The sequence below is a fragment of the Pedobacter suwonensis genome, assembly GCF_900111825.1.
Classification (GTDB): Bacteria; Bacteroidota; Bacteroidia; order Sphingobacteriales; family Sphingobacteriaceae; genus Pedobacter; species Pedobacter suwonensis.
In genome coordinates, this window is the sequence record NZ_FOJM01000022.1 from 19759 (window position 1) to 45715 (window position 25957).

Below are 25957 nucleotides of genomic sequence, written 5' to 3' on the forward strand. Positions count from 1 at the left end.
TTACAAGACATGAAGTATTCAACAAAATATCGTATTTTTTTATTGCTGATGTTTTTATCAGGCAAAATCATCGCACAACCAAAAAAAGATGCCGGAGAAAAAGAAAATATAGCTTACTTATTCACTTATTTTACTGGTAACGCGAAAGGAGAGGAAGCCATTCGTTTCGCAGTTAGCTCAGATGGTTATCACTATAAGGCATTAAATAACAATAATCCAGTCATTTCTTCAGAAAAGATCAGCAGCAGCGGTGGCGTTCGCGATCCGCATATTTTGCGTGGTGAAGATGGCAAAACCTTTTATATGGTAGCCACCGATATGGTTTCTGCCAATGGCTGGGATTCGAACAGGGCAATGGTTTTATTGAAATCAAACGATTTGATCCATTGGACATCCGCAGTTGTTAATATTCAAAAGCGTTTTCCAAACAATGAAAATTTGCTACGCGTTTGGGCACCGCAAACTATTTACGATAAAACGGCTAAAAAATACATGGTATATTGGTCAATGAAACATGGCAACGAACCTGATAAAATTTATTACGCTTATGCCAATGCTGACTTTACCGACCTGGAAACTGCTCCGAAGCAGTTGTTTTTTAGTCCAACCAATGGCTCTTGTATCGATGGTGATATTATTTACGATAAAGGGAAATATAACCTGTTCTTTAAAACCGAAGGCAATGGCAATGGCATCAAAAAGGCAGTATCTGATAAACTGACAGAAGGTTACGTATTACAGGACAAATACTTGCAGCAAACTAAAGAAGCCGTAGAAGGTGCCGGTGTTTTTAAGCTAAACCACAGTGATGAATATATCCTGATGTATGATGTTTATATGAAAGGCCATTATCAATTTACCAGGAGTAAAGATTTAACCCATTTTACTGTAATAGACCAGGATGTAAAAATGGATTTTCACCCTAGGCATGGAACGGTTTTACCAATTACTAAACAAGAGTTAAACCGTCTGCTTAAACAGTGGTATACCGTTGAGTCTGTTCTACAAACCGCAAGAAATCAGGCAATCAATCAAAACAACATTGTTCTTGATCGTGTAAACCAAACACTTTACCTACCTGTAAATTATAATACAGATTTAAAGGCTTTTGATCCGCAGTTTGATATCTTCAACCAGATCAATATCATGCCAAAAGGCAAACTCGATTTTTCTAAAGGCCCTGTAAACGTTAAGGTAAGCATTCCAGGTCAGCAACCTAAAACCTATTCGGTAAGGGTTGCCATAGCAAATAACCCTGTGTTAAAAGGATATTATGCCGATCCGGAAATTTTATATTCGAATAAAACGGCTAAGTATTACCTCTATCCAACCAGTGATGGCTTTAATAACTGGAGCGGCACTTATTTTAAATGTTTCTCTTCAACCGATCTGGTTAACTGGAAAGATGAAGGCAAGATATTAGACCTTGAAAAAGATGTATCATGGGCGAAAAGGAACGCCTGGGCACCAACCATTATTGAAAAGAAAGTAAATGGAGAATACAAGTATTTCTATTACTTTTCTGCCGCACAGAAGATTGGCGTTGCGGTGGCCGATAATCCCGCCGGTCCGTTTAAGGATAGTGGAAAAGCGCTAATTGCCAGCAGACCAAAGGAGGTTAAAGGTGGCCAGGAGATTGATCCGGATGTGTTTAACGATCCTAAAACCAACAAAAGTTATTTATATTGGGGAAACGGTTATATGGCTGTTGCCCCTTTAAATGATGATATGATCTCGATTGACACCAGTGCCATCAAAGTTATCACGCCAGATAATAGTTTCAGAGAAGGTACTGAAGTGTTTTATCGAAACGGGAAATATTACTTTTTATGGTCTGAAGATGATACCCGAAGTGAGAATTACAGAGTAAGATATGGCTTTTCTGATTCGCCTGCAGGAAAAATAACTATCCCTGAAAACAATCTGATTTTGGTAAAAGATGCTGCTCAGCAGATTTATGGCACCGGACACAATAGTGTAATCAAGGTAAACGGCAAAGACGAATGGTATATGGTTTACCACCGTTTTACCCGTCCAAAGGGGATCTCAATGGGTGACGCTGCCGGTTATAACCGTGAAGTTTGCATCGATAAAATGGACTTCAATGCTGACGGAACCATTATACCTGTTAAACCGACAGTAGGCGGCATTAAACCAATACGTTAACGTTATGAAATTACATCAAGTTTTTTTATTTACCTTTTTCTTGATCAGTCTGACGGTAAATGCCCAAAATCAACTTTCAAAAGATGAAGTGCTGGAAGTGATTAACCGCGCAAATACTTATTGGCAACATCACAATAAACCAGAAGTGAGAGCCTTTTGGGATCACGCGGCTTATCATACCGGTAACATGGCGGCCTATGAGGTGACGAAAAATGAAGCCTATCAAAAATATTCGGAAGACTGGGCTGAGTACAACAAATGGATGGGCGCAAAATCGACAGATAAATCCAATTGGAAATATAAATATGGCGAAACAGATGAGTATGTATTATTTGGCGACTGGCAGATCTGTTTTCAAACTTATATTGATTTATACCGCTTAAAACCCGAGGAATATAAAATTGCAAGGGCAAAAGAGGTGATGGAATATGAAATGGGTACGCCCAACAAAGATTATTGGTGGTGGGCAGATGGTTTGTACATGGTAATGCCGGTGATGACTAAACTTTACAAGGTAACCGGTGATCAAAAATACCTGGATAAACTGTATGAATATTTTATGTATGCCAACAGCATTATGTATGATAAGAAGGAAAAGCTTTATTACCGCGATGCCAAATATGTTTATCCCAAACATAAAACTGTCAATGGTAAAAAAGACTTTTGGGCAAGAGGAGATGGTTGGGTATTTGCAGGTTTGGCAAAAGTGCTGAAAGACTTGCCACTTACAGATCCGCATCGGAATGAATACCTAACCAAATACCGGAGTATGGCAAAGGCAATTGCCAAAAGCCAGCAAACAAGCGGCTATTGGACAAGAAGTATCCTCGATCCGTTACATGCGCCAGGACCAGAAACCAGTGGCACCGCATTTTTTACCTATGGTTTATTGTGGGGCATAAATAATGGTTATTTAAAAGAGAAAACCTATTTACCTGTCGCGCAGAAAGCCTGGTCATATTTAACAAAAACCGCATTGCAACCTGATGGAAAAGTGGGTTATGTACAGCCAATAGGAGAAAAGGCTATCCCCGGTCAGGTGGTTGATTTAAATTCTACGACAAATTTTGGCGTAGGGGCATTTTTGTTGGCCGGTAGTGAAATGTACCGCTATTTATCAAACAAACAATAAATTTTATTGCTAAAAATGAGAATTAAGAATATTTTAATTATTGCTTTAATAATGATTTGGGCTGGTGGCGCTGTTTTTGCCCAGAAAAAAGCCAGAAATAATAAGGGCACGGCATTAACGGATAGACAATTTTGGTTGCAACAGATGGATAAGATGGTGAGACCCGTTTTATATAATCTGGCTGAAGATAGTTTGAGGATCTCCATGCCTAAAGTTACATCTGTCCATATTGACAATAGAGACCACCGCATTAAAGTACAATATGTGGAGGTTTTAGGTAGGGTTTTAAGCGGTATAGCACCATGGTTGCAGTTAGAGGGAGGTTCAGTAGAAGAGGTGGCTTTAAGAAAGCAATACCGGGAGTGGGCCATTAAAGGCTTAAAAAATGCATTGGATTCTAATGCGAGAGATTTCATGGATTTTGATATTGGCGGGCAGCAATTGGTAGATGCTTCTTACATAGCGCTTGCTTTGGTTCGTGCGCCTTGGTTATGGGAAAACCTGGATAAGAAAAATCAGGAACTGATGATGCAATCTATTGTAACCACCAGAAGATTTAAACCTGTTTTTTCAAACTGGCTGTTGTTTTCAGCGATGAATGAGGCTTTTTTAGCCAGATTTGGATACAATTGGGATCCTATGCGTGTTGATTATGCGCTGCAGCAAATGGAACAATGGTATACTGGCGATGGCATGTATACCGACGGGACCTCATTCGCCTTCGATTATTACAATAGTTATGTTATCCATCCGTATCTGGCTATGTTGGCCAATATCATCGGGACCAAAACGAACAGTTATAAAGACATGTTCGAAAAAGTTAAAAAGCGCAATGAGCGCTATGCCATCATTCAGGAAAGATTAATTAATGCCGACGGTACTTACCCGGCTACTGGTCGCTCCATCATTTACAGGGGAGCTGCATTTCACCACCTGGCCGACATGGCCTGGCGTAAAGCCTTGCCTAAACAGTTAAGTCCGGCGCAGGTACGTTGTGCGCTAACAGCTGTAATCAGAAAAACTTTGGAAAGCCCTTCAACCTATAAAAATGGCTGGTTAACCATAGGTTTGTACGGCGATCAACCCAATCTCGGTGATTTTTATAACAATCAGGGCAGTCCGTATATCGCATCAAATATCTTTTTGCCTTTAGGTTTACCGGCATCAGATCCCTTTTGGGCGAATCCGGCAGAGAAATGGAGCGCGCAAAAGATCTGGAGCGGCGAAAATTTCGAGAATGATCATAGTGCAAGTTTAAAATAGATAAAAATTTGATACACAATTGAAATTGATAAGAGGAAACACCTTTTTTAGAATGTTAAAAATTAGTTTATAAAGTAATGAATAAGAAAATCAGTTTTGTTATAGGATTTATCGCCCTAAGTTTGGGATTAAGCGGTTATGTTTCTGCGCAGCAAACCTATACCTCTTTTACTCCTGGTAAAATTTGGAAAGATGACAAAGGCGTACATATCAATGCCCATGGCGGTGGAATTGTAGCGTATAAAGGTGTTTACTACTGGTTTGGAGAGCATAAAATCGAAGGAGAAATTGGAAATACGGCACAGGTAGGCGTACATTGCTATTCATCAAAAGATTTGTACAACTGGAAGGATGAAGGTATAGCACTGCCGGTTTCTAACGATTTAACGAGTGATATTGCCAAAGGCTGTATTCTCGAACGACCGAAAGTGGTGTACAACAAGAAAACCAAAAAGTTTGTGATGTGGTTTCACTTAGAGCTTTTGGGTAAAGGTTATGCAGCAGCCAGATCTGGCGTAGCTGTAGCTGATCGTCCGACCGGACCATATACGTTTATCAAGAGTTACCGGCCAAATCCTGGAAAAATGCCTTTTTATGCAGCAGGCACAGACGTAAAAGATATGGTAAACTGCCAGCAACCAGCCAATGAAAGCGATGGCTTTTTCTGCAGGGATTTTCCTGGCGGGCAGATGGCAAGGGATATGACTGTTTTCGTGGACGATGATGGAAAGGCTTATCATGTATTTTCTTCTGAAGAGAACTTAACGCTGCATCTGGCTGAATTAACGCCTGATTATTTGGGGCATACCGGTAAATTTATCAGAATTTATGTTGGCCATCAAACTGAAGCACCAGCTTTATTCAAGAAAAACGGAACTTATTATATGATTGGTTCAGGCTGTACAGGTTGGGCACCAAATGCAGCGAGATGGTTCAAAGCAAGCAGTATCTGGGGACCATGGAATTATATGGGAAATCCTTGCCAGGGAGAAGGCGCTAATATAACTTTTGGCGGACAGAGTACGCACGTATTACCGGCACCAGGAAAAAAGGGAGAATTTATTTTTATGGCAGATAAATGGGCACCCAAAAATGCAATTGACGGGCGTTATTTATGGTTGCCGGTTAAATTTGAAAATGATAAGATTTCGATAAACTGGGCGGATGAGTGGGATCTGAGCGTGTTTAAAAAGTAAAAAAAAACAAATTTATTATATAAACCAGATGACCGGATTGCACAGAAATGTGTAAAATAGGACTTTTTTGCCTAAAATTCCGGTCATCTCTAAACAAACTTTAACAAAAAAATGAAAGCAAAATTACTATGGCTGGTGGCGCTATGTTGCTCCTTATCGGCTTTTGCGCAGCAAGCTAAACATACGTTTAAGCTGGGAGAAAAAGAGTTTTTATTGGATGGAAAACCTTTTCAGATAATATCTGGTGAGATGCACTACCCTCGTGTGCCGAAAGAAGCATGGCGGGCACGTATGAAAATGGCCAAAGCCATGGGCTTAAATACCATTGGAACCTATGTTTTCTGGAATTTGCACGAACCACAAAAAGGCAAGTTCGATTTTACAGGCAATAACAATATTGCAGAATTTGTGAAAATTGCGCAACAGGAAGGTTTATGGGTTATTTTAAGACCAAGTCCTTACGTATGTGCAGAATGGGAGTTTGGCGGTTATCCATATTGGTTGCAAACTGAAAAAGGTCTTGTGGTAAGAAGTACTGAAAAACAATATCTTGATGAATATAAAAAGTATATTATTGAAGTAGGTAAACAATTGGCACCATTGCAAATTAACCACGGCGGTAACATCATCATGGTACAGGTAGAGAATGAATATGGTTCTTATGCTGCCGATAAAAACTATTTAGATATCAACCGGAAAATGTTTATAGAAGCAGGCTTTGATGGCTTACTTTATACCTGCGATCCTGCTGCAGATGTAAAGGATGGACATTTAGATGGATTACTGCCTGCACTGAACGGAATTGATAATCCGTCGAAAATCAGACAGCTGGTAAATGAAAATCACGGTGGCAAAGGTCCGTATTTTATTGCTGAATGGTATCCTGCATGGTTCGATTGGTGGGGAACTCCTCATCATACCGTTCCGGCTGAACAATATACCCAAAAGTTAGATTCTGTTTTAGCAGCAGGTATTTCGATCAATATGTATATGTTTCACGGAGGTACCACCCGGGATTTTATGAATGGTGCCAATTATAAAGATACCTCACCTTATGAGCCACAAATCAGCAGTTATGATTACGATGCACCTTTAAATGAAGCGGGAAATGTAACCGAAAAATTTAAGGCGTTTAGAAGTGTGATCGAGAAACACCTTCCCGCAGGACAAAGTTTACCTCCGATTCCAACTGCAAAACCTAGCATGGCCATTGCACCTTTTAAATTGGCGACTAAAGTAGCGTTATTTAACGCGCTGCCTAAAGCTGTAAAAAATAATACCCCTTTAGCTTTCGAAGATCTGAGTCAGGATTATGGTTATGTGTTGTATCGTACTACCATTAAAGGAGGTAGAAAAGGTGAGTTGCAGCTTAAACAGTTGCGAGATTATGCACTCGTTTTTATTAATCAAAAAAGAGTGGGTATTTTAGACCGCAGGCTAAATCAGAATACCTTATCGTTAGATCTTCCAGCGGGAGAGGTACAACTTGATATTTTTGTGGAGAATATGGGGCGTATAAATTTCGGGAAATATCTGCTTGAAAATAAAAAAGGAATTACAGAGCAGGTAACTTTCGATGGTACTGAGATTAAAGGTTGGGCTATGTATGGTTTTCCTTTTAGCAACGATCGGGTAGCTGCAAGCCGTCAATCAAAAGCAAACGGATATGGTCCAACATTACAAAAAGGATCTTTTCAGATTTCAACGGTAGCCGATACTTATTTAGATATGACCGATTGGGGCAAAGGAGTGGTTTGGGTTAACGGCCACAACTTAGGAAAGTACTGGGCAATTGGTCCGCAACAAACACTTTATGTCCCACAGGAATGGTTGAAAAAAGGCAAAAATGAGATCTCTGTTCTCGAACTGCTTAAACCAGATCAAAATACTTTAAAGGCGATTGATCAGCCGATTTTAAACACGCTTAAAAAAATTAATCTGGATTAAGCACCTATAAAATTCATTATTCCGTAGTCTATCGAAAAGCAAGCACAGATTAATGAATAGAAAAAGATCTCCGGACCATGCTATCGTCGCCACCCTGAACTCGTTTCAGGGTCTTTATTACGTGGTTTTCCTGTCCGTAGTGTTACGAAGGGCACTACGGATTAAAGAATGGAAAAGAGTCTCTTACCCGCTTTGATTATCTAATTAATATAACTTATTAGCTAGGAAATCCATAGACTCATGCTTAACTCTACGGGCAGTAATCAGAAAAAAGTTCATGAAATGACTGCCTGTAAATAGAAAAGGGCCATGGAAACTTAATCACGGCCCTTTTCTATTTGATGTTTAATAACTATTTCTGAACCTTTATTTCAGTTCTTCTGTTCAGAATCCTGCCTTCTTCGCTGTTATTGCTGCTGATGGGATTTTTTTCTCCATGGCCAACAACAGTAAAGTTATTTCCATTTAAACCAGCATTTATAAAGTACGATTTTACGGCATTTGCACGGTCTACAGAAAGTTGCATGTTATGTTCGGGCGTACCTTCGGCAGATGAATAGCCATTGAGGATAAATTTCGTATCCGGCGATTTTTTCATCTCTGTAACCGCTTTATCTAAAATAGGGAATGATGATGTTTTAAGTACGAATGAGTTAAACTCGAATTGAATGTTATCTAAGTTAAAATTTGGTTTTTCAACCGGTTCCGGAGTTTCTTCTTTCTCGGGAGCAGGCGCTGGTTTTTCTGCTTCCACTGGTGGCGCTGCTTTTTCAACGGGTTTCGGAACAGGCTTTGCAGCCAGTTTCTTTGTTTTACAAGAATACATAGTAAGCGTAAACAACGCCAAAAGCGTGGTAAATAAAAGGTTTTTGGTAATGTTCATGTTTTAAGATTAATTTATGTTTATTGTGTGTTTGTTGCCCAAACATACTAATAAATGATTATAGCTATAACGATGTTTTTCCAAAGAGCTTATATTTCATCTGTTAATCATATTAATTTACTTCCATTTTACGCAAACATATTTATCGCAAATTCCTTTATCTATTATAACCTGTTATTATGGACCGTTTTAAAAACAAAATCGCTTTGATTACCGGAAGCAGCCAGGGAATTGGCGCTGCATGTGCCTTAAGATTGGCCAAAGATGGCTGTGATATTATATTGAACGGACATAAGTTTGATGAAAGGGGTGAGAAGCTTATTGCAGATATAAAGGATTTAGGCAGAAGGGTAACTTTTTTAGAAGCAGATTTAAGTAAAGCAAATGCAGCCATCAAGTTGATCAACGATGCTGTAGAAGTATTTGGCCATTTAGATATTTTGGTCAATAACGCGGGCGTAGAAAAAAATGCCTGTTTTTGGGAGGTTACAGAAGAGGATTATGATCTGATCATGAATACAAATTTAAAAGGTGTTTTTTTTGGCATCCAGTCATTTGTAAACTATTGTAGAAAAAACAAATTACCAGGAACGGTAATCAACATGAGTTCTGTACACGAAGAAATCGCATTTCCAAATTTTGCTGCCTATTGTGCCAGTAAAGGTGGTTTAATGATGCTCACCAGAAATCTCGCTTCAGAATTAGCACAGTTTAACATCAGGATCAATAATGTGGCGCCCGGCGCGGTGGCAACACCAATTAACCGGGATTTATTAGATAATAAGGAACAACTTGAAAAAGTGCTTCAAAATATTCCATTAAAACGAATGGGTAAACCAGAGGAGGTGGCAGCCGTAGTTGCTTTCCTTGCTTCTGATGATGCCGCTTACGTAACCGGATCAACTTATTATGTCGATGGTGGATTGACCTATCATTACGAAGAGCAATAGGCTAACCCGTTTTGCGGCTCAGTTGTTTATTAAGCTCTACAGCTGCGCTGATTAAAGCCAGGTGCGTAAAGGCCTGTGGAAAATTACCCAGGTGTTCGCCTTTTTGCCCCAATTCTTCGCTAAAGAGGAAAAGATGGTTGGAATAACCGATCATCTTTTCAAAATTTTCAACTGCACGTTCCAGTTCTCCACTTTTGGCCAATGCTTCAATAAACCAGAAAGAACACATGTTAAAAGTGCCCTCTTCGCCCTGTAGTCCGTCTATTTTAGTCATGCCATTTTTATATCGGTAAACCAACACATCCAGCAGTAATTCTTTATCAATTGCTTTCATGGTCGAAAGCCAGCGGGGTTCCAACGGTGAAATGAAATGTGTTAACGGCATCAATAAGGCACTGGCATCTACGTGGGTAGCGCCTTTATACTGAACCCATGCCCCTAACTTTTCATTCCAGAAATTATGATAAATATCTTTGTAAATTTCGCTGCGGATACCGTGCCATTCCTGCTCGGGGTAAGGAAACGATCGGTTTTCGGCAATTTTAATTGCCCTATCCATCGCTACCCAGCACATTAAACGTGTGTGAAGGAACTCCTTTTTCTCATTTCTGATTTCCCAGATGCCGTGATCAGGTTTTTTCCATTGCTTGATTACACACTGAACCTGTTTTTCGATCAATTTCCAGAATTCGTAGGTAATTGGTTTATGTGATTTATTGTAAATGTAAACCGTATCAATCAGTTCTCCATAAATATCAATCTGTAACTGACTGGCTGCTTCATTGCCAATGCGTACGGGCTTCGACGAGCGGTAACCTTCAAACTGATCGGCTTCTATTTCTTTTATTTTCGTATTGCCATCAATCTGATATACCAGTTGCAGGTCTATCTTCTGACAAAGGTTAAATATCCAGTCTATAAATGCAGTAGCTTCATCAAAAAAGCCCAGCCTTAAAAATGCATACATGGTAAAAGCGGCATCCCTGATCCAGGTAAAACGGTAATCCCAGTTACGGTTTCCACCAATCGTTTCGGGCAGTCCAAAAGTAGGCGCGGCCACTACCGAACCAAATTCTGCCGATGTAAGCAACTTTAGTGTAATTGCCGATCTTTTTATAATTTCATCATAACGGCCTTGATAGGTGGTTTGACTGATCCATTCACGCCAGTAATCTACAGTTTTGCGATAACCATGTGCTTTATAATGGGCTAAATCAGCGGCAACTTTATCATCCTGAATAATTTCCATAATGATGTGCGCCGTTTTCGATTCCTTTAGGGTAAATTCAGCATAGCCAGTACCTTTTTTGATGTGTAACGGCACATCCGCTTTTAGTTTTAAGGTTATTTTTTCAGTTTCGGAAAAAAATACCAGTTCGTCATTTTCATGCCAAACCGTATGCTCACTCTTCATGTAGCCAAAAGCCGGTACACAGAAAACCTTAAACGTTATATTGCCCCTGATGGATTTGATCTGCCGTACAATAGCGCTGGGAAAATCAGTTTCCTTCGATACCGGCATGTAATCGCTAAGCTCTGCGATGCCTTGTTCAGCGAAAAAACGGGTAAGCAGCACTGCTGTTCCCGGTAAATAAAGTTGTTTGCTGGTAAAATTTTCAAGCTGTGGTTCAACCGAGAAATAACCTCCTTTTTCCGAATCGAGCATTGAGGCAAAAACGGTGGGAGAATCGAATTTTGGTGCGCACAAAAAATCTATTGAGCCATTTAGCGAAACTAGCGCTATAGTTTTAAGGTTGCCGATAACGCCATAGTTTTCTATTGGCTGGAAAGGTCGTTTTCTGTGCTTTGCCATATTTAAGGTATAATTTACCTAAGCAAAGGAATAAGGGTTGGTTTTTGTTTTATCGCCCTGATAATAGGTGTTACAAAATGCAAAAATAAGCTACACCTTTAAGTTTGGTACCAGGCTTAAGAAGGCCTGTGCATTGGCGGCATATTTTTTCTTATCTAACTTGAAATAGAATGCGCCTTTTTTGGAACCCGTTCTATCTTTCTCTGCCAGCTTGATCAATAATCCCGTAGAAGTAATTTTCCGGCTGAAATTCCTCGTATCTATTTTAGTATCATTTACTTCTTCAAAAAGGATGTGTAGCTGTGGAATGGTAAATTTTTTAGGCAGCATTTCGAACAGTATAGGGTGTAGGGCCGCTTTGTACCTTAATTTTTTACGGGCATCAGCAACCATTTTGTCATGGTCGAAAATAAGTTTGGGCCTATCGTTGATCAAAAACCATTCGGCCTCATAATCGTCGTTTAATTGCGCCTCATATTTGTGGATGTCAATAAGGGCAAAATAGCCGACAGAAAGTGTTCTTTCAATCGGGTCACGATGAGGTTCCCCGTAAATCTGCATCTGCTCCAGGTAAACACCTTCTAAACCTGTCATTTTTTTAAGTACCCGGTTTGCTGCATCATCCGGGCTTTCACTAGGCCCCACGAAACCACCCATCAAACTCCACTTGTTGATCTCGGGTTCTAGGCCACGTTTTACCAACAAAATCTTAAGGTGTTCGCCATCAAATCCAAACACGATGCAATCAACAGCTACAAGATAATGCGGCTGCCTGGAATATTCAATCATTTTTTATTAAGGTTTAAAGGGCTTAATATGTTCAAATTTTTACGAAAATAAAAATTATTATTAATTGTCTTTTTGACAATTAATAATAATTTTATAATTTGGCGCCTTGGATAAGAAGGCCATGTGGCCTTCTTTTTTCTAACCAGTTGAAAATATAAAATGAACCAAACATTCGAACTTGACAATAATCCGCATACCCGGCTCAACATATTAACCGGTGAGTGGGTTCTGGTATCACCGCATCGCACTAAAAGGCCATGGCAAGGTAAAGTTGAAGACATTACCCCAGATAACCGCCCGGAATATGATCCAAAATGTTATTTATGCCCTGGAAACGGAAGGGCAGACGGAGATAGCAACCCATCCTATACAGATAGCTTTGTTTTTAACAATGATTTTGCCGCTCTGCTGGAAGATACACCAGCCGGAGAGATGAACGAAGACGATTTGTTGGTAGCCAACAACCAACGCGGGCTGTGCAGGGTAATCAGCTTTAGCCCTAAGCATAATCTAACTCTTCCCGAGATGAGTGTAGAAGCCATAACCGCTGTAGTTAATGTTTGGCAGCAGGAGTTTAACAGCCTGGCTGGCAACGAGTGGATTAAATACATTCAGATTTTTGAGAATAAGGGTGAAATAATGGGCTGTAGTAATCCACATCCCCATGGTCAGATCTGGTCGCTGGGTGATGTGCCAATGGAAATTGCCAAGGAAACCGATCGTCAGAAAACTTATTATGCCATCCATAGAAGAAGTTTACTTGCTGATTATTTAAAACTGGAGCAAAAGAAAAACGAACGCATCATATTTGAGAACGATCATTTTGCAGTATTGGTGCCTTTCTGGGCAGTATGGCCTTATGAAACTATGATCATCAGCAAAAGGCATGTAGGAAGCATTAAGCTTTTCTCTGCTGCAGAAAAGAAATCGTTAGCCGAGGCCATCAAAATCCTTACAACGAAATACGATAACCTTTTCGAAACTTCTTTCCCTTACTCGGCAGGTATGCACCAGGCGCCTGTAAATCTTGGAGATTATCCGGAATGGCATTGGCATATGCATTTTTATCCACCTTTGTTGCGCTCAGCATCGGTTAAAAAATTTATGGTAGGTTATGAGATGCTTGCCAACCCTCAGCGCGATATTACGCCAGAGTTTGCAGCAAACCGGCTTAAAGAAATGTCTACTATACACTATAAAACCAGCAAGGCTGAAGATTAAAATTTTAATAAATGAATGCACAAGATTTAAGAAGTACATTTAAAAGACTTTTCAATGCCGAACCCATTTTAGTTCGCTCGCCGGGAAGGATTAACATTATTGGCGAACATACCGATTATAATGGCGGTTTCGTAATGCCTGCTGCTATTGATAAGGCTATCTATGTTGCCATATCGAAACGAGAGGATGACGAAATTCATTTATTTTCAGAAAGTTACCAGCAGTTTGATATATCATCCATAAAGAATTTACAGAAATCAGAAAATAGCTGGGCAAACTATATTTTAGGTGTAGCCGATCAGCTAAAAGAAAGAGGGTATGCTTTAGGAGGTTTTAATTTTTATATTGATGGTGATGTACCGTTGGGTGCAGGCTTATCGTCATCAGCAGCTGTGGAGTGTGCAACAGGTTTTGCGCTCGATCAGCTTTTTTCGCTTGAGGTTCCAAAACTGGATATCGCTTTGGTTGCACAAAAAGCCGAACAGACTTTTGCTGGTGTTAACTGTGGTATTATGGATCAATTTGCCTCTGTATTTGGCCAGAAAGATCAGGCCATCATGCTCGATTGCCGGTCAATGCAGCACAGCTACATTCCGCTGAAGTTAGATGGTTATAAACTTTTACTTTTAAATACCAATGTAAAACATGCGCTTACCGATTCAGCCTACAACAAAAGAAGGGCACAATGCGAGCAAGGTGTAGCCTGGATAAAAGAGCATTACCCTAACGTAAATACGTTACGGGACGTAACGCTTGAAATGCTGGAAGCACATGTTAAGCCAAAAGATGAAGAAGTGTTTACAAAATGCAGTTTTGTAGTTAAAGAAATCGGGCGTTTACTTACCGCGGCTGAGCAACTTGTAAATGGCAATCTGCACGGTTTGGGAAATCTTATGTTCGAAACTCACGAAGGTTTAAGCAAAGATTATGAAGTAAGCTGCAAGGAATTGGATTTTTTAGTGGAGGAGGTTAAACCGCTGGATGAAGTGTTAGGTGCCAGAATGATGGGCGGTGGCTTTGGTGGTTGTACCATTAATATCGTTAAAGAAGAGAAAATAGCAGATTTGATCGAAGAACTATCTTCTAAATATTTATTACAATTCGGCCTCAAGCTGGATGCTTATATCGTTCAAACCGATAATGGAACTAGTTTATTCAATTAAAAACTAAATAACCTAACTGGGATATTAACCCAATAAATCAATGAAAAACAATTTATTAGATACGAAGGATTACATTGTCTTTGCAATTTACTTCGTTATTGTGGCTGCTTACGGGCTTTATATCTACAACAAGAAAAAGTCAGAATCTACCGGTTCTAAAGATTATTTTCTTGCTGAAGGTTCTTTAACCTGGTGGGCAATTGGCGCTTCCTTAATTGCATCGAACATTTCTGCAGAGCAGTTTATCGGGATGAGTGGCTCAGGTTTTAAAATGGGATTGGCCATTGCCACCTATGAATGGATGGGTGCGCTAACCTTGGTGGTTGTGGCTGTATTTTTTATACCGGTTTATTTGAAAAATAAAATAGCCACCATGCCGCAGTTTTTGCACCAACGTTATAATGGTACCGTTGCGATGATTATGGCTGTTTTCTGGTTATTGCTGTATGTGGTGGTAAACTTAACCTCTATTCTCTACCTGGGTGCCCTGGCCGTAAGCAGTATTTCTGGTTTCGACCTGAGGTTCTGTATGTATGCCATTGCCGTTTTTGCTATCATCATTACCCTCGGTGGGATGAAAGTAATCGGTTACACGGATGTAATTCAGGTGTTTTTCCTGATTTTAGGTGGTTTGGCAACAACGTATCTGGCATTGAACCTGGTTTCCACACATTATGGTACAAGCGGCGTATTTGAAGGTTATAGCTTAATGACGACTAAGGCTTCTGAGCATTTTCACATGATTTTTAAGCCGGATAACGAAAATTACATCAACTTGCCAGGGTTGAGTGTATTGATTGGCGGTATGTGGATCGTAAACCTGAATTATTGGGGCTGCAACCAGTACATCACACAGCGTGCATTGGGTGCCAATTTAGAAACTGCCCGCGGCGGCCTTCTTTTTGCTGCTTTCTTAAAATTGCTTATGCCTATCATTGTGGTATTGCCTGGTATAGCCGCCTATGTGCTATATAAAGACGGCGTGTTCCAATCTGAAATGATTCAAGGTGGTTCCGTTGTTCCTGATCGTGCTTATCCGGTATTGCTGAACTTGTTACCTGCGGGATTAAAAGGACTTTCTTTTGCTGCGCTAACCGCTGCGGTTGTAGCCTCATTGGCAGGAAAAGCAAATAGTATTGCCACCATTTTTACTTTAGATATCTACAAAAAAGTATTAAAAACAGATGCCTCTGAGAAAAATTTAGTTACAACAGGCAAGATTTCTATCATCGTAGCCATGATTCTCGGTGTATTGATTGCGCCTCATTTGGGAATAGATAAGAAAGGTGGTTTTGAATATATCCAGGAATATACCGGGTTTGTATCTCCGGGTATTTTTGCCATGTTTATTTTAGGTTTCTTTTGGAAAAGGACTACATCAGCAGCCGCATTATTTGCTACAATAGGCGGTTTCGGTTTATCAGTTTTACTTAAATTCTTACCAATAGTAACTGATTTGTCCTGGTTAGCTGGAATGGGTTTTTCTGTCAAAAACGCAGATGGTGTATACGAAATTCCGTTTTTAGACCGGATGGGCTTTGTATTTGTATTTTGTATCATCGGTATGGTGATCATTAGTTTGGTAAGCAATAAAGCTAAGGCCGAAGCTAAAGGATTGGCCATTGATGCTAAAATGTTTAAAACAAGCCGAGGTTTTGCGGTTGGTGCTTTAATCATTATCGGGCTATTGGTTGCGCTGTATAGCGTATACTGGTAGCAATTAGTTATTGACCTTGACAATTTTAATGTGCATAATGCCTTAAGATTGTCAAGGTTATCCACTTATCAGGACATCTTGTTCTGGTAAATCTCCTGCTAAATTGATCAGGATCTTTCCTCTAAGTCTGCCCGGTTGAAGCTAATGATTTGATCGTTATATTTTAGCTTCCTGTTTAAAAAAGCTTTTGAAGTTTTATTGGAATAGATATAAAATAAACAACGAGATCATTAACGTTGTAACCTGGGTCTTTTACTCTTAAAATTGGGGTTTGGGTGTGGGTTTGAGTTTGTTTTTGGCTTTGGTGTTTTAGCACCACTTTCATCCTCAGATATTTTAACTGTAATTACATTACCTTTAAAAGTTTCTCCATTTAAGGTAGATACGATATTTTTGGCGTCAGGAAGACTGTAAATTTCCAGAAATGCATAGCCCTTACATTTTCCCGTAGCCCTGTCACGAACTACTTTAATTGTTTCAACCCTACCATGAAGGCTAACCCAAATTGCCAAATCCATTTCTTGGATATTGTCAGGAAGGCCACCTATGAAAATCTTAACCATTAATATTTTATTTTAGGGAACACTTAAGGCTTTACTATTAAAAGCTACATTGTTCTTTTAGGCTTGCAAAATAGGTAAAATGATGCGCTTACCCAAACTAAATTTTACCAAAATTGCCCAATTTTATGATAACTTTTTGGTGAAGAGTGACTAAAAATATTGATGTTAACTTAGATAAAACGTACATTAGCTTTCTAATGACCAAAAAACAGTTCAAAATATGAGCACCCGCAAGCTAAGCATCCTAATTCTCATTTCATCACTACTTTTCATATCACCATTTACACAAGCAAAAATATCATTGCCTTCAGTTTTTAGTGATAATATGGTTTTACAGCAGAAAACAAATGCCGCAATTTGGGGCAAAGCAGATGCAGGTAAAGCCGTTAAAGTAATGGTTTCATGGAACAAAACTAATTATGGCGCTATTGCCGATTCCAATGGAAATTGGAAACTTAAAGTAGCAACACCAGGTTATGGTGGTCCGTATACCATCACCATATCAGACGGCGAGTTATTGGTACTCAATAATGTATTAATTGGTGACGTGTGGATCTGCTCCGGGCAATCGAACATGGAAATGCCGCTGGCAGGTTGGGGCAAAATCCTCAATAGCGAAAAAGAAATTGCAGCAGCAAACTATCCCAACATCCGTTTACTGCAGGCAGAACATGTTACCAGTAATTTTCCGCTTAACGATGCTAAAGTGGCTTTTGGCGGCTGGCAGGAATGTAGCCCCAAATATATTGCCGGATTTTCTTCTACCGCATACTTTTTCGCCCGCGAAGTGTATCAAAAAACTAAAATTCCCATCGGCCTGATCCATACTTCATGGGGAGGAACAGTGGCAGAGGCCTGGACGAGTGCTGAATCGCTAAAAAAGATGTCAGATTTTTCTGCAGCAGTTGATCAGATACAGAAAATGGCTAAAAACACATCGTCAACTTCTTACGAAGATAAATTGTTGAAATGGGTAAAAATTACTAGTGATAAAGATTCAGGTAATCAAAATGGGACGATGAAATGGGCATTACCAGAGAGTGATAGCTGGAAAAACATGACGTTGCCAACCTTATGGGAAGATGCCGCACTTAAAGATTTCGATGGAGTAGTATGGTTTACGAAAAAGGTTACCATCCCCGAAAACTGGAAAACAAAAGGAGCAAAACTTAATTTGGGCACGGTTGATGATAATGATGTTACCTTTATTAACGGTGTGAAAATTGGCGAAACTGCAGGATATAACGTTGAAAGAACTTATGTTATACCTGCTGATTTGCTCAAAGCTGGTGAAAACATCATTACAGTGAGGGTTTTTGATAGTGGCGGCGGTGGCGGATTATATGGTAATGCCAAGGATTTAAATTTAACAAATGGAACGGAGAAGATTTCGTTGGCCGGCGAATGGAAATATAAAATAGGTTTGAACTTTAAAAATATTGAACCGAAGCCATATGAAGAGAATGGTCCTAACCGACCAACTGTTTTGTATAACGCCATGATCCATCCTTACCTGCAATTTTCCATCAAAGGAGCAATCTGGTATCAGGGCGAATCAAACGCCGATAGAGCTTACCAATACCGCACGTTATTTCCGAGGATGATTAAAGATTGGAGACAGAAATGGGGACAGGGCGATTTTCCTTTCTATTTTGTCCAGCTGGCCAATTATATGCAGATTGATCAAAAGCCAACAGCTTCTGCATGGGCCGAGTTAAGGGAGGCGCAGCAAAAAACACTGGCTTTGCAAAATACAGGCATGGCCACGATTATTGATATCGGCGATGCAAAAGATATCCACCCTAAAAATAAACAGGAGGTAGGCAGGAGGCTGGCTTTAATTGCCCTGGCTAAAACATATGGACAAAAAATAAATTATTCTGGGCCTATTTACCAGTCAAATAAAATTGAAGGAAAACAGATCATATTATCGTTTGGCAATAGCCAAAATGGATTAAAAACAGCAGATGGAGCAGCGCCAACTGGTTTTGCAATTGCTGGCGCAGATCAGAAATTTTACTGGGCCAAAGCAAGTATTAAAGGGAACCAGATTATCGTCAGTAGCGATGAGGTAGCGAATCCCGTTGCCGTTCGTTATGCATGGGGAAACAATCCCGTATGTAACCTGGTGAGTAATGATGGTTTACCCGCATCGCCATTTAGAACAGATACCTGGCCTGGGATTACCTTTGGCAAAAAATAGATTAAAAAAGCGTTTTTAAATAACCCCAACAATTTATCTCATATAAGTTGTCGGGGTTAATTTATCGGATTACCTGCGATATGCGGTTCCTTATCTTTTATACTAAATCGTTTTATTAGTTATGCAGATTTGTTAGTTTTACCTTATAAATTTCTAACCCAATATACCTTTTATGACTAAAATAATATTCCCGTTATGTGTACTGCTGGCCGGTTTATCAATTAAATACACAAAGGCACAAAGCTTAACTGAATTTAATAAGGCACCATTAAAACAGCAGGTTTATGTGCAATTGCCCTTAGGCAGTATCAAGGCGAAGGGTTGGTTGTTAAAGCAGCTGGAGCAACAAAGGGATGGGGCAACAGGCATGGCCGAAGAGCTGTATCCGGAAAAAGACAATCTGGGCAAAAATACCGATTGGTTAGGCGGGGAGGGTAGCAGCTGGGAGCGCGTACCTTATTACGTTAAAGGCCTGGTTGCGCTGGCCTATACTTTAGATGATCCCATGCTAAAAGCGAAAGCGCAAAAGTATATCGATTGGACATTGAATAACCAGCAGGCTAATGGATTATTTGGTCCTCCTAAAATGAAAGACTGGTGGCCACGTATGCCAATGATGTATGCATTGCAAAGTTATTATGAGGCCACCAATGATAAAAGGGTTATTCCTTTCCTTTCAAAGTACTTTCAATATGAACTGGATCACCTCGATGCCAATCCTTTAAGTGAGTGGGCTAAAGCAAGAGCAGGTGATAACATGGAAATTGCCATTTGGCTTTACAATAAAACCGGCGAAAATTATTTGTTAAAGCTTGTAGAAAAGTTAAAACAACAGGCCTATCCGTGGATCGATATTTACACCAACAACGGATTTTACTTTTTTGGTGACGATTTTCAGCCAAAACATATGGTTAATGTGGCGCAGGCTTTAAAATTTCCCGTAGTTTACGCCCAGCTTCAAGATTCTCCGGGTAACCTTCAGGCATTTACGAAGGGCATCAGCCACATTATGCACGACCATGGACAGCCAGAAGGTTTAGGTTCTGGAACAGAATTTCTTGCGGGAAACAGTAGCATAGAAGGGGTAGAAACCTGTACGGTAGTAGAATGGATGCAGAGTTTAGAAACGGCTGCCAGGGTTGTTCACGAGGTGAAAGTTGGCGATCAGCTGGAAAAAGTTGCTTTTAATGCTTTACCTGCTCAGTTTAGCCGTGATTTTAAAAACCATTCTTATTACACCTTACCCAACCAGGTACAGAGTATATATGGTGAGCACGGCTTTAATCAGGATTATGCCTCCGGAATTGTTTCCAGCCCATACTCGGGCTTTGGTTGCTGTCGCTATAACATGCACATGGGATGGCCATATTATATTAAAAATAGTGTTGTGGCCACACCAGAGAAAGGTTTGGCATTCAGTACCTATGGCCCTATGGAGATAGAAACGATGGTTGCCGGAAACCAAAAGATAAAAATTACAGAAGAAACCAATTATCCCTTTGAAGAGCAGATCAGACTAAAAGTAGGGCTTGTCGACCCTGTGTTTTTTCCCTTGATTTTAAGAATTCCGGCCTGGAGTGTTAAGCCTAGCATTAAGTTAAACGGTGTTATTTTAGGGGGAGTAAAGGCCGGAGAAATGTTTACCATAAAACGGAAATGGGAAGATAAAGATCAATTGGAACTTAACTTTCCAATGGAAATCATTACCAGCAAACAGGTCAATAATTCTGTAAGTGTGGAGCGTGGCCCGATTGTTTATGCCTTGGAAATTAAGGCCGAAAACAGGGTGACAAAAACGCACGCTGTTGCAGGCTTTACCGATTACGAAATCCATCCACAATCGGCATGGAATTATGGCTTAATGATTGATAAATATAGTCTAAACCAGGCGAGTTTGTTCAGGTCAAAAATGCCGGAAAATCCTTTTATAGCAGCCTATGCATCGCTTAAAATAAAGGTTTTGGCTAAAAAGATTCCCTCATGGGGCTTAGATTACAATAAGGTTGCTGCTTTTGATGTGCCCTATAGTCCGATTGCGTCTGTAGAAAAGCCTGAGGAAATTGTATTGGTGCCTTACGGTTCTGAAAATATCCGTTTAAGTTGTTTTCCCGTAATCGGTCAACCTAAAATGATAAATAGAACCTTAGTTGAGAATTTTGATCAGGGGATGGCCAGCAATTGGGTTTTTTATGGCGGTGGCTGGTTTTGGAAAGATGGTAAAATGAACGTTTCTTCCAATCCTGGTTCTGGCGGTTTTGGTATAAACGGGTCTAAATACGTAGCCAATGATACAGACTTCAGGAATTTTATTTACCAGGCAGAAGTTAAGATTGATACCAAAGGCGATGCCGGGTTAATGTTCAGGGTGGCTAAACCTGCCATTGGTCCGGATGCTTACCAGGGCTATTATGTAGGTTTAGATCAGGTTAATGGAACCATAGTGTTCGGAAAAGCCGACGGGCAAAAATGGACCGTAATAGGTTCAAAAAAATACTCTGTTGAGACGAATAAAGTGTATATTTTGAGGATAGTAGCTAATGGTTCTAAATTCGATGTTTTTGTAGATGGATCTGCCAGGCCTGTACTTTCGGCATCAGACAGCCAATATCAGTCAGGAAGTATAGGATTAAGAACATATAAGGCATTGGCAAGCTTTGATTCGGTAAAAATTAACATCATTTAACGTCAGTTCATGATCACTTAAAACATTACGGCAAGAAATTTGCTGATGCAGTAATAATAAATAAAGTAATATTATGAAATTATACAAATCAATTCCCATAATGCTCTTTACCCTGGCGCTTGCTGCAGGTTGTGTGAGCAATAAAAAATATGCCGAGCTTCAGGATACCTATTCGAAGTTAAGAGAGAGAAATCAGGAACTTAGCAATAAATACCAGGATAGTCAGCGCGAACTTAGCGGAAGTACGAGCAGGGTTAGAAGTTTGGAAGAGCAGATTGCATCAGAAAAGGCTAACGTAGCGGCATTACAAGAGGCATTGAACAAATGTTTAAATTCCAGCAGCCAAGGGAATGTAAATATTTCAAAACTGGTTGATGAAATTAATAGTTCGAACAAATACATCAAACAACTGGTAAACGCCAAAAATAAAAGCGATTCCCTTAATATGGTATTAACCAATAACCTGACGCGTTCGCTGAGTCGTGAAGAATTGGGAGATGTTGATGTACAGGTGCTTAAAGGTGTGGTGTATATATCTTTGGCTGACAATATGTTATATAAATCTGGTAGCTATGAAGTATCAGATAAAGCCGGCGAAACATTGAGTAAAATTGCCAAGATCATTAAAGATTACGACACTTATGATGTACTGATAGAAGGTAATACAGATAATGTGCCTATTTCTCAGCCTAATATACGAAACAACTGGGATTTGAGTGCTTTACGTGCTTCATCTGTAGTGCAGGTATTACAGAACAAATATGCGGTAGACCCCAAGCGTTTAACTGCGGGCGGACGTGGAGAGTTTAACCCAATTGCAGATAATGCAACCGCTGGTGGAAAAGCAAAAAACAGACGTACACAGATTATCATCACGCCTAAACTGGACCAGTTTATGGATCTGATCGGGAAAGCGCCTGAGCAATCTCAAAAATAGTGCATAACTAATCGAAATTACAGAGGGTTGAAATTAAATTTTCAGCCCTTTTTTGGTTTCAAGGTTTTTCTTCCCTTTTTGATGTTCTTTTGTGCTTATAAGTGCCAGAATTTACTAGTTGGTTCAACAATAGCTGTTAAGTACTTATAATACCTTTGAAAATGTTTTTGATATTGAATGGCAAGAGCATGTTTTGGAGTGATCAACTAAAGAAATAGAGATTAACATATTCAATCATATCTTCAGAAAGGTGTGAGTTCATTGCTCAGTTGAAAAAGGTAAACTGAAATAAAATATAGAGCCTTTTCCTACTTTACTTTCTACCCATATTTTTCCATTGTGCCTTTCAATTACTTCAGCACAAATATATAAGCCTACCCCAAAGCCTGCAATGGTTTTGGTATCAGGACTTTCTACGCGATAAAAACGATCAAAAAGCCGCGGTAGATCATTTTCTCTAATGCCCAGACCCTCATCTTCTACACTTACAACTGCATAATCGTCTTGTATTTCACATTTTATTGCAATCAGCGATTCTTTTCTGGAATATTTTAGCGCGTTGCCAATCAGGTTGTTCACAACACTTCCGATTTTTTCCATATCGGCATGTACAATCAATTCTTCCGGGCCAAGTACCTGGATAAAATGGCTAGGCGAAACCATCCTGGTTTCTTCAGCAATGGTCTTAACCAGCGCAGTAAGGTTAAAATTTGTTTTGTTCAATAATATTTTACCGGATTCTAGTAAGGAAACATTCAGAAAACCATCAATCATTATCGACATTTTTTTCATTTGAATATTTATCTTATCAAGTATTTGAGCAGAGAAAACATTATCTGTTTGTTTAGATTTATATTGTAAAAGCTGTACGTACGCGCTTAAAGAAGTTAAAGGTGTTTTAAGCTCATGACTAACCATACTGATAAAGTCATTTTTTCTTATTTCATCCTGTTTGTGTTCTGTAATATCCAGAATTGCCCCCGCGATATAAATAGCCGTTCCATCTTCGTTGTAATAAGCCTTTCCCGCAGTTCGTATCCATTTGCGCTTTTCATTAACGCCTTTAAGGTTAATCTGATATTCAATGTTAAAGGCATCGCGGTTGTGTAGTGCGCGTATGATACCCCGGGTTAGATGCCCCATATCTTCCTGGCAGATCATGGATTTGGCCTCCTCGATATCTAACCTGTTATGCTCAATTTCATAGATCTGTTGCGCCCTTTCAGATAATAGCACCTGCTTGTTTGATAGGTCGATATTCCATGATCCCATTTCGGAGGCATCCATGGCTATTTTTAAAATGTCTTTCGCTTTAAGAAGTTCCTTTTTAAAATTTACCTGTTCGGTAATATCTTTAATAATCAACAAGATGCTGGTTACTTCGTTTTTATCATTCTTTAAGGGTTCATAAAGCGCAATAAAATACCCATCCGAAACCAGAGTAGAGAGTTTCAATTCATTGATTGTTAGCGTTTGCTTGTTTTTGAAAATGTCTTTTACACGTTTTACCAGCGCCTGTTGTGTTTGAAATTCCGGTCTTGCATCTTCCAAAGATATTCCGATAACCTCTTTTCTACTCTTGCCCCAGAGTTTTAATATATTGTCATTCGCATACTCCGTAATAAGTTCGGGGCCCCTCAAAACACACATGCCTAAGGGCGCTTGCTCAAAAAAACCTCTAAAACGCATTTCGCTTTCCGAAAGCTCAAGTAAAATGTGCTCCAGGTCGTTCTCGTTCACCGGGATTTCCTTTAATGAGCAAATGAGGTATTCAACAGGGCGGTTGCTTTGTAATACCGGCGAGAATTCGAGCTCCCATTTTACATGCGGGGAATTTGAATAGATAGGATGAACGGTCAGGCTTTGCCTGGTTTTGAGCTCACTTACGTTTTGAACTGTTTTAATCAGCGTCGTTCTTTCATCATCAGATAGGAGGTCAGGGATAATATCGATATTATAGGATTCTGACTTCCCGCCAACGCACGTTATTAAAGCCTGGTAAGCGTCATTATGTTCTACCACTACTAATACCGGCTTAATTTTAAAAATGACTACAGGGTTTGTAGCATGTTTTAATAATGCCTTTAAAAATGGCGAAGCTAAATCTATCATAAATCTGAGATGACACTTTCTCAAATATAACCGTTAAACACTAAATTCCAATCGATTCACAGATCTTTATCATATTTGATACGATATAACCTATACGGGGAATTATACTACGGTAGTTTACACTGGATTAAAGAAAACCCCAGTAACTTTTAAGTTTTGAAAGCGTCAGCTTATTGAGATTTTGATCGGTAGCAGGTTAGGTCAACATCAAAAAAATGTAAATTTAAAAATAGAAAATCTTCTTACTCATTATTTCTTGAAACACTAATGATTATAATTGTATATTTTATACTACAAAATTATTGTCAATTTTAATAAAAAAAGTGTCTTTTTAAGTTGTTAAAAAGTTTTTAAGTAAATTTGTTTAAAATTATTATACTGTAAATCAGATGTTTGTGATTAAATTTAAAGCTAATTAGCTGATTTAAACGATTTCGCGTTTCTTGTTTATATTTTTTTAAAAAATTATATATATTTGTTCTTACCCTTTCGAGGGTATGTTTTTCATAGGTAGATGTAGGGTCAGAACATTGTTCTGGCCCTTTTTTGTTTTAATCAATTTAGATAAACTACTTTTGTGGTTATGATGAAAAAGAAAGTAATTGTTGCCGTTACGGGTGCCAGCGGTTCGATATATGCAAAGGTTTTGTTTGATCAGTTGCTGAAATTAAGAGACCAGATAGAGGCAGTAGGCATAGTGATGAGTGATAATGCAAAAGCAGTTTGGCAATTCGAGCTGGGAAATCAGGATTATAACCAGTTTACAGCGTTTAACTTTTATAACAAAAATGATTTTAATGCACCTTTTGCCTCAGGATCGGCTAAATATGATACCATGATAATTGTCCCTTGCTCAATGGGTACCTTGGGCAGGATAGCGCATGGAATATCTAACGACTTAATTTCCAGAGCGGCAGATGTGGTGTTAAAAGAACGCAGAAAATTAATAGCTGTAGTAAGAGATACCCCATTTAGCCTGATTCACATCAACAATATGAAAATGGTTACTGAAGCTGGAGGCATTATTTGTCCGGCTAACCCATCATTTTACAGTTTACCCCAAACGATAGAAGAGGTTGCCGGAACGGTAGTGAGTAGGGTATTGGATTTGGCGGGTTTCGAGCAGGAAAGCTACCGTTGGCAGGAGAAATAGTTTTCAGTTTGCAATTCTCAGTTTGCAATTCTCAGTTTGTAGTCAACTGAAAACTTAAAATTGCCA

18 protein-coding genes are annotated in these 25957 nt (G+C 39.4%); 13 read left to right on the plus strand and 5 right to left on the minus strand.

The window, feature by feature from the left end:
• Positions 1–9: 9 nt before the first annotated feature.
• From BM107_RS22670 to BM107_RS22690, 5 genes are all read left to right on the plus strand, one after another.
• The gene (locus BM107_RS22670) at positions 10–2166 is read left to right on the plus strand and encodes a glycoside hydrolase family 43 protein (RefSeq protein WP_208864446.1); all 2157 of its coding nucleotides are present in this window, start codon (positions 10–12) and stop codon (positions 2164–2166) included.
• 4 nt (positions 2167–2170) lie between these two features.
• Entirely contained in the window at positions 2171–3298 is a 1128-nt protein-coding gene (locus BM107_RS22675) for a glycoside hydrolase family 88/105 protein (protein WP_090987632.1), read from the plus strand.
• 15 nt (positions 3299–3313) lie between these two features.
• Entirely contained in the window at positions 3314–4561 is a 1248-nt protein-coding gene (locus BM107_RS22680) for a DUF2264 domain-containing protein (protein ID WP_208864447.1), read from the plus strand.
• 77 nt (positions 4562–4638) lie between these two features.
• A complete protein-coding gene (locus tag BM107_RS22685; RefSeq protein WP_090987634.1) occupies positions 4639–5757 on the plus strand; it encodes a glycoside hydrolase family 43 protein in 1119 nt (372 codons plus the stop codon).
• A gap of 111 nt (positions 5758–5868) precedes the next feature.
• Positions 5869–7704 carry a glycoside hydrolase family 35 protein gene (locus BM107_RS22690; RefSeq protein WP_090987636.1) on the plus strand — a complete coding sequence of 612 codons (1836 nt, stop codon included), beginning with the start codon at positions 5869–5871 and terminating at the stop codon, positions 7702–7704.
• A 352-nt stretch (positions 7705–8056) separates the two neighbouring features.
• On the opposite strand, the gene BM107_RS22695 is transcribed toward BM107_RS22690, so the two are convergent.
• On the minus strand, positions 8057–8587 hold the full coding sequence (locus BM107_RS22695) for an OmpA family protein (RefSeq protein ID WP_090987637.1): 531 nt from the start codon (positions 8585–8587) through the stop codon (positions 8057–8059).
• A 179-nt stretch (positions 8588–8766) separates the two neighbouring features.
• Between BM107_RS22695 and BM107_RS22700 the strand changes: the two genes are divergently transcribed.
• Positions 8767–9537 carry an SDR family NAD(P)-dependent oxidoreductase gene (locus BM107_RS22700; RefSeq protein ID WP_090987639.1) on the plus strand — a complete coding sequence of 257 codons (771 nt, stop codon included), beginning with the start codon at positions 8767–8769 and terminating at the stop codon, positions 9535–9537.
• A 1-nt stretch (position 9538) separates the two neighbouring features.
• On the opposite strand, the gene BM107_RS22705 is transcribed toward BM107_RS22700, so the two are convergent.
• Together BM107_RS22705 and BM107_RS22710 are read right to left on the minus strand one after the other, a co-directional pair.
• Positions 9539–11350 carry a glycoside hydrolase family 15 protein gene (locus BM107_RS22705; protein WP_090987641.1) on the minus strand — a complete coding sequence of 604 codons (1812 nt, stop codon included), beginning with the start codon at positions 11348–11350 and terminating at the stop codon, positions 9539–9541.
• Positions 11351–11440: 90 nt separating this feature from the next.
• Entirely contained in the window at positions 11441–12139 is a 699-nt protein-coding gene (locus BM107_RS22710; protein ID WP_090987643.1) for an NUDIX hydrolase, read from the minus strand.
• A gap of 159 nt (positions 12140–12298) precedes the next feature.
• Here BM107_RS22710 and BM107_RS22715 point away from each other — a divergent pair, with 159 nt between their 5' ends.
• The 3 genes from BM107_RS22715 to BM107_RS22725 are packed head-to-tail and all read left to right on the plus strand — an operon-like array spanning position 12299 to position 16240.
• A complete protein-coding gene (locus BM107_RS22715; protein ID WP_090987645.1) occupies positions 12299–13360 on the plus strand; it encodes a UDP-glucose--hexose-1-phosphate uridylyltransferase in 1062 nt (353 codons plus the stop codon).
• Positions 13361–13371: 11 nt separating this feature from the next.
• Positions 13372–14523, plus strand: coding sequence for a galactokinase (locus BM107_RS22720; RefSeq protein ID WP_090987647.1), 1152 nt, complete (start codon positions 13372–13374; stop codon positions 14521–14523).
• Between the two features lie 40 nt (positions 14524–14563).
• Positions 14564–16240 (plus strand): sodium/sugar symporter, encoded by a 1677-nt coding sequence (locus tag BM107_RS22725; RefSeq protein ID WP_090987648.1) that lies wholly within the window; start codon positions 14564–14566, stop codon positions 16238–16240.
• Between the two features lie 230 nt (positions 16241–16470).
• Here BM107_RS22725 and BM107_RS22730 read toward each other — a convergent pair whose 3' ends face one another.
• Positions 16471–16803 carry an RNA recognition motif domain-containing protein gene (locus BM107_RS22730; protein ID WP_090987650.1) on the minus strand — a complete coding sequence of 111 codons (333 nt, stop codon included), beginning with the start codon at positions 16801–16803 and terminating at the stop codon, positions 16471–16473.
• 220 nt (positions 16804–17023) lie between these two features.
• Between BM107_RS22730 and BM107_RS22735 the strand changes: the two genes are divergently transcribed.
• From BM107_RS22735 to BM107_RS22745, 3 genes are all read left to right on the plus strand, one after another.
• On the plus strand, positions 17024–19006 hold the full coding sequence (locus BM107_RS22735) for a sialate O-acetylesterase (RefSeq protein ID WP_090987652.1): 1983 nt from the start codon (positions 17024–17026) through the stop codon (positions 19004–19006).
• A 172-nt stretch (positions 19007–19178) separates the two neighbouring features.
• The gene (locus tag BM107_RS22740) at positions 19179–21689 is read left to right on the plus strand and encodes a beta-L-arabinofuranosidase domain-containing protein (protein WP_090987654.1); all 2511 of its coding nucleotides are present in this window, start codon (positions 19179–19181) and stop codon (positions 21687–21689) included.
• A 73-nt stretch (positions 21690–21762) separates the two neighbouring features.
• The gene (locus BM107_RS22745; RefSeq protein WP_090987655.1) at positions 21763–22626 is read left to right on the plus strand and encodes an OmpA family protein; all 864 of its coding nucleotides are present in this window, start codon (positions 21763–21765) and stop codon (positions 22624–22626) included.
• Positions 22627–22884: 258 nt separating this feature from the next.
• On the opposite strand, the gene BM107_RS22750 is transcribed toward BM107_RS22745, so the two are convergent.
• Positions 22885–24738 carry a PAS domain-containing sensor histidine kinase gene (locus BM107_RS22750; RefSeq protein WP_090987657.1) on the minus strand — a complete coding sequence of 618 codons (1854 nt, stop codon included), beginning with the start codon at positions 24736–24738 and terminating at the stop codon, positions 22885–22887.
• A 583-nt stretch (positions 24739–25321) separates the two neighbouring features.
• Here BM107_RS22750 and BM107_RS22755 point away from each other — a divergent pair.
• Positions 25322–25891: a UbiX family flavin prenyltransferase gene (locus BM107_RS22755; protein ID WP_090987659.1), complete on the plus strand. Its 570-nt coding sequence runs from the start codon at positions 25322–25324 to the stop codon at positions 25889–25891.
• The last annotated feature ends 66 nt before the right edge of the window (positions 25892–25957 follow it).